The sequence below is a fragment of the Ruegeria sp. EL01 genome (assembly GCF_900313035.1).
Taxonomy (GTDB): domain Bacteria; phylum Pseudomonadota; class Alphaproteobacteria; order Rhodobacterales; family Rhodobacteraceae; genus Ruegeria.
In genome coordinates this window covers 1-6,162 of the sequence record NZ_OMPS01000010.1, presented here as the reverse complement: position 1 = coordinate 6,162, position 6,162 = coordinate 1, and the positions used below count along the sequence as shown (strand labels likewise).

The window sequence follows — 6,162 nt, the reverse complement described above, 5'->3', positions numbered from 1 at the left end:
AAGCCATGCTCATCACGCAGTCGCTCGCAGATCCGCTTGGCCGTATGCCGCTGTTTGCGCGGTCGTTGCCGATCTTCCGACAACCATTGATCAATGATCCCGGTGAACCCATCCAGCTTGGGCCGCCGGATCGGTGCTGACCGCCGGTAGCCGGGCGGGACCGAAAACGCCAAAATCTTGCGAACGCTGTCACGAGATATCCCGAAATGCCGGGCCGCTTCTCGCTGGCTCATGCCCTCGGCACAGGCCAGACGAACTTTACGATACAAATCCACGGAAAAGATCCTCCCGCCCCCCTCCGTTACGAAAAGAAGGGCAAAGATGGACGACTTTTACGCCGCCCGCAGCAGGGTCATCCCGCCGCTTCCGTGGTCGACTTTCTCACCGCCGTTCTCACGACCACAGGGCGGTGCAAAACCCGGCCATTTCAAGAGTGACTGGCGCTTTGGCAGCGCGCTCTCCAAATAGCTGGCGTGTGCCGAGGCACCTTGGTCTGTCAGGACCAATCAGAGTTCCATTTCAAGAGTTGTCTTTATGCTGTTTTGCCTTGCATTGCGCCAGGCGGTAGCTGTCACTGTTCATCTCAAGGATACTGACATGATGGGTCAGCCAGTCCAAGGATTGTCGAAGACATGGTCGTATTGTCTCCGCTCGTCCTCACTCAGGCTAGCAGGGAGGATATAGGAGCAGATGATTTTCTGCAGGCTTCATTCAATGATTCAAACCCCCTCAAAGCTCGGCGACCGGGAAACTGTCCTCGACTATCATTGGTGTTTTGTGCTTCAATCTCAGAAGTCGCCAAGGCCACTGATCGCTGCGAGATCTTAGGTCAGTGTAGCTCCCTGCGCGACATATATATGTCTCCCCATTTCCGATCTGTTGCGGACAGATATTCGATACAACTTGATGCATCTATCGGCTCCAAACCTTTGCCTCTGTTTCTGATCAGGTAGATGTGGTCAAAGGAGTCGAGAACTGAGCGGAAGGCATTTGTATCAAAGGTGGGTTTTGGGATCCGCCATCCTTCGAATATGGCTAAGTCTACGCGTTGCCAGAACCGTAACGGCAGTTCACTCATCAATACCTCATCCAGACCTTGGGTATCGGATTTCCAGATCAATCGTCGATTGGTGGCGAGTTGCCCCATGCACTCATCCAGCAATTTCTCTGTAATTCTCCTGACCGGGGCTTTGATCACATGATGTTTTCGCCCAGTGACGGCATTCTCATTAAAGGAGAAATTTCCACCGTTTATTTCATCAATGTAAAAGGTCAACTCGCCATCTGAGGTGCCCAAGGCGAAGTCGAATACTGATGCAGCTGGTATTGCTTTCAGATTTCGCTTTAGGTGCTCAACATTGTCCGGGCTTGGCTCGAAACACGATGCCGATTTGATGTTTGGATAGTTGATCAGTGCCTGTCTCGAATACAGTCCTACATTCGCACCGACATCAATCAGGTGATACTCTCCTTCAACGCAGGCTTGTTGAATAAACCGTGTCTCGCCAAAATTCCATTCTTGGTGTTTTGCCACATGGGGAAAGATAGAGCCATCTGTGCGAAGGGATATCTCGCTGCCAGCTTCAAACGGACCGTTTAACGGACTGCTTTCTGAAAGCAGCAACTGAACCGAAGCGCATTTGGTGCGCAACATCTGAATCTGATCATTGTTCATTATCTAGCCTGACTTTTTTCTCATTCGAGCACACTAAGTTGGACCCGGAATATGATGCCAAGTCTCTACTGGCTCAAGCCTATAAATGATATCGGGCCGCACTCATCCGAAGAAACTCAGATCAGCGGCAGGATCAAGCTAGAGTAGGTCTATTCTTGATCCTGCACGCGCGTTGTCCAACCTGTCAAAGAAACTAGGTTGGGCAGATCGTGTTGTTAAGCAAAAACGAAGTCACTTTCTGTGAGATCCGATGAAACAACCCCGGTAAGTGTTATGCTGCCCTGGCCCGCCAAGTCAACGATAGCACCATTTGCTCCGTCAGTAATAGATAGGTCAGCAAATGAAAGCCCGGTTCCACCAAGCTGAATAATGTCTGCCCCATCTTCGAAATCGGTGATTTGGTCGTCACCTTCACCCAGATTGAAAACAAACTGATCTGCACCATTATGCCCGGTCAGCGTGTCGTTCCCAAGCCCACCCGCAATCGTGTCTGAAAATTTTGAGCCCTGAATTGTATCATCACCGTCCGTGGCAGAGTCGCTAACAGATCGACCCCTGATACCCGCCTCGTCCAAAGTGCCATCGGAGAACAATATCGTTGTGATGTTGGCGCGGTCGTGTCCGAGTTGCTCGAACAGGAGTTGATCGCCCAACGTGATTTGACCATCGGGGGTCGTGATAATCACATGCTGATTGGCATTKTTTGAAATGCTGAAMGTAACCTGATCGGCAGCGTATTTGCTCAGGTCCAGTGTGTCTGCTCCGTAATTAGACCAGTTGCCCAGAATGACGTCATCACCAGAGTCGTAGATGATGGTGTCATCGCCATTTCCAGCAGAAATTGTGTCATTGCCAGAGCCACCGATAAGTGTATCACTTCCACCTTGACCTGAAAGCGTATCGTTGCCTCCCATACCAAAGATCAGATCGTCCGTTTCCGTTCCAGACAATACGTCCGCATGCTCGGTGCCGCGAATCCCATTTTGCACAACGCTCTGCCATTCGCTCAACGAAACATTAAGAAGACGAACATACTCATCGCCGATTTCGATGATGACATCATCGCCCAATTGAGAAACTTTAATACCTGCAGCCGGTGAATTGGGGTCGACAACTGAGCCGTCAATTGAAACAGATGTAGTAACGACCGAGAATCCAGATACGGCTTTACTTCCGCCTCCGGGCAAGAAGTTTAGGCTTGATTGACCATCTACTTGGATGGGTGGTTCGCCTGTCGGCATGACAGCGGTCACTGAACCCGAAGAAGTCAGATTGTTACCTGTGAATCTTCCACCAACAACAAACCAGCTACCTGTCTTGTCATTTTCGGCATAGTCCGCAAAAGCCTCCCCAAGGGTTTCGTAACCACTGGCGTAGTCTCGCCAAAAATAGGCCTCTCCCTCAACTACGGCGTTGTTTTCGCCAACATCATAGCGCGTTTCAAAAGGGGAACTTGCCACTGCTGAATCGAGGTTGAATCCCTCTGTGCCCAAAAGCTCGCCCTCATCGTCATAGTCAAAAATTTCCCACGCATAACCGAAAGTTGCGTTGGTTTGAACAGCATGAGTCCCGGCACCAAAGAAATTTGCATTGAACGTACCAACCGCGCGAATTGCATCGCTCAAATCCTGACGACCCGGACTTATTGTGTAACTGCCCGAAACAGATCCCGCCCCCCCGACATCCAGCAAAAGATTATCAGAATAAACAGATTTGTATGGCCCTTCCCCTCCCGGGTTTTCCAACGTTGGTTCGTCTGGAAGAAATGTGAACTCTGGATATTCAAGAGAAACATCAGCCGACCTGACATGTACTTGTCTCGTTGTGCCCGATACCCTCAAAAAATAGTCATCGTCGGCCTCTGGGTTAAGAACTACTGTACCAATTTTTGACCAGTCAAAATTACCGAGCATATCCAGATTGAATTCAGCAAAGTTATCTTCGGTTAGGCCTAGTACTTTCGCTACCAGAATCCCACCGTCTGTGTAAATTGTGTCTGCACCTGCCCCACCCCAAACAACTTGAGGTAAACTGCTGTCTGAATATCCCGGATAAACAGCCGGTCTCGCATCGATTATGTCGTTGCCAGCTCCACCAGCAGCCATTTTCCCAGCATCAAGGACAAAAGTATCATCTCCGCCACCCCCGATGGCGACCTCTACTCGCGAAAAAGCCTGATGAAGAGAGACGCCAGCCGCGCCATCGACAATGGCAACGTCACGTCCCGAGCCACCGCTTACTTCGGTGTCGTCGGCATCAAAGTAAATGGTGTCATCATCCTCACCACCGCGAAGGATATCAGCGCCCCCGCCGCCTACAAGCACATCGTTTCCAGCACCGCCAATAAGAGTATCATTTCCGGAAACTACGCTAGGCTCCTCCGCGCCATGATAGTTTTCTTCACTTTTGTCGCCGTAGAGTGAATCGTCGTCTTTTCCGCCGTCGATTACATCATCACCGGAGCCACCAACAATTATATCGTCACCCCCAAATCCGAAAAGAGTATCCTCACCCTGATGCCCATATAGCCTATCATTTTGGAGATCGCCACGAACGACGTCATCGCCCTCACCTCCCAAAACAAGAACCGGCACATTGTCTATAGGGTTGTTTCCCAGAACATCGAACGCGTGAATTTCGTTTGATTCATGATTTCCATAATAGATAGCATATTCGTTTATATGATATTTCGCTGCGGAACCTACCTCGGACAATACAGTCGATAAACCCTCTGGATTAGGTACAAGAGAAGAGGTGTCATCTACGAAAATTTTATCAGATGCGTAGTCTTGTTCAAAATAAGTGCGCGATTGGATAGAGTTGTTATCATAGTCAAACTCTATCCTTACTCCAATTCCGTAAGGATCGATGCCTGGTTCGGCCATGGCGTTAAAAATGTATGAGGGTATGCTGCCACCGACGAAGTCAAAATTGTCATCAAATGGTCTGAGTTCTGCGTTTCGTATCTCCTTACTTCCATCCGAATTTACAACAAACAATAGCGGATTCCCGCCCCCATCTTGCGGGGCAAGTCGATAATTGCTGGTTTGAAACACGTATGCTCTCTCCGCGGTCAAATCGGAAGAGTCAGATCTGTTGCTGTGCAGCAGCGAGAGTACATCGGAATAGCTTCTGTTAATTGTTTGAGTTTTGTGCAGTTCGGCAACGACCTGTGAAAAAGAATACTGCCCTGCTGGCAAGCCGGCTGTTTCAAAAAAGTCTGACACCACATCCAATTCGGAAAGCCTGGCGAAGCGACCTGCCCCCTGTGTCATCATCGCCTGGCCGTCAATACTTAGCTGAACCACTTTTTGAGTTGCGCCGCCACTGCCCGTAACAGTCGGCAAGGACTGTACGTAAGAACTTGATTTTATTCTATCAAATAATTCAACTGGTAAGGTTTTCTCACCCCACAAGAAAATGTTCGTAATGGTTTCCGCATCGAATACGGAGATATTTTCATTTGAACTAGTTAGCTTCATATTTGTGTCCCCTTATGCCGTTTCCGTTGAGCGGCTATATTATTCGCAGTGGATTTTTCTGTTGGCCACCCAAGCCTCCGGTCCGATATCTACTCTTTGAATTGAATGAAGTTCTCCGTCGCTCGAAATCGTAAAGCTAATTAAACTTGCATCATTTTTCGTCCTGTCGAAAATTGCTATACTGTATGGTGGGTTTCGCAAAAGGCTTCCGGTACTCATGACGTCGACAACTCTGTAAGACTCATCTAAGAAATCCTGAAATGTCGCAGAATAATGAGTTCCTAATTTAAACCATTGTTGAGCTACGTCACACTCAGTAATCCCCGCAGGTAAAGTGCTCCTACCGATGCTATAATTTTTTTCAGCATAAATCATGCCTGCAAGCAGGAAACAAACTAGCAGTAAACAACCAGAGATTTTTCTTTTTATATTCACCGACTTTTCCTTAGTTATGCCGTTATAGGTCAAAGTTGGCTTTGTTGCACAAATCGGGGTCTGAACGCACTTCCCCTTTCCGCGGACAGACTCATCCTACGGGCTCTGTGATGGGTATGCCAAGAGCGGTGTAGCGGTTGAGCACCGCGATCCGGATCTGTAGCTCAGCGACCTGCCGGTCGAAGTCTCGGGCCATGAGGCCTTGGCCCAGGAGTTTGAGGCAGTGCATCTTCGTCTCTGCGCGACTTCGGCGGTGATAGCCGGTCAACTTTCGCCAGAGTGCCCGTCCAAGATATTTGGACGCCCTGACAGCTTCGTTTCGGGCGATAGCTCCTGCCGTGGTTGGCTTCCAMAGTTGGGCAGTCTGGCGTGGCGGGATGATGGCGGCGGCTCCGCGAGCGGCAATCACATTGTGGCAGCTGCGCGTGTCGTAGGCCCCATCAGCGGTGACCGTGGCAATCTCTTGGTCGGGCGGGATTTGGTCCAGCAGGTCGGGCAACATAGGAGCATCGCCGACATTGCTTGTCGTGACGCCAACTGCGCGGATCTCCAGTGTTTCCTCGTCCATAC

Annotated in this window: 5 protein-coding genes and 1 pseudogene; all 6 read right to left on the bottom strand. The window is 49.8% G+C overall.

Going from position 1 to position 6,162, the window contains the following annotated elements; all coding sequences use genetic code 11:
- Window positions 1-233, bottom strand: a pseudogene (locus tag D9K61_RS06900) (IS21 family transposase); the annotation flags it as partial.
- Window positions 234-332: 99 nt separating this feature from the next.
- Complete coding sequence (locus D9K61_RS26885; RefSeq protein ID WP_162946780.1) at window positions 333-506, bottom strand: hypothetical protein; 174 nt, start codon at window positions 504-506, stop codon at window positions 333-335.
- Between the two features lie 323 nt (window positions 507-829).
- Window positions 830-1,675, bottom strand: coding sequence for an FkbM family methyltransferase (locus D9K61_RS06890; protein ID WP_120632527.1), 846 nt, complete (start codon window positions 1,673-1,675; stop codon window positions 830-832).
- 215 nt (window positions 1,676-1,890) lie between these two features.
- A complete protein-coding gene (locus tag D9K61_RS06885) occupies window positions 1,891-5,157 on the bottom strand; it encodes a calcium-binding protein (protein ID WP_120632526.1) in 3,267 nt (1,088 codons plus the stop codon).
- Window positions 5,158-5,196: 39 nt separating this feature from the next.
- Window positions 5,197-5,625, bottom strand: coding sequence for a hypothetical protein (locus D9K61_RS26880; RefSeq protein WP_216825761.1), 429 nt, complete (start codon window positions 5,623-5,625; stop codon window positions 5,197-5,199).
- Between the two features lie 58 nt (window positions 5,626-5,683).
- Window positions 5,684-6,162, bottom strand: a 479-nt coding sequence (locus D9K61_RS06880) for an IS5 family transposase (protein WP_120632525.1), incomplete at its 5' end; no start/stop codon positions are given.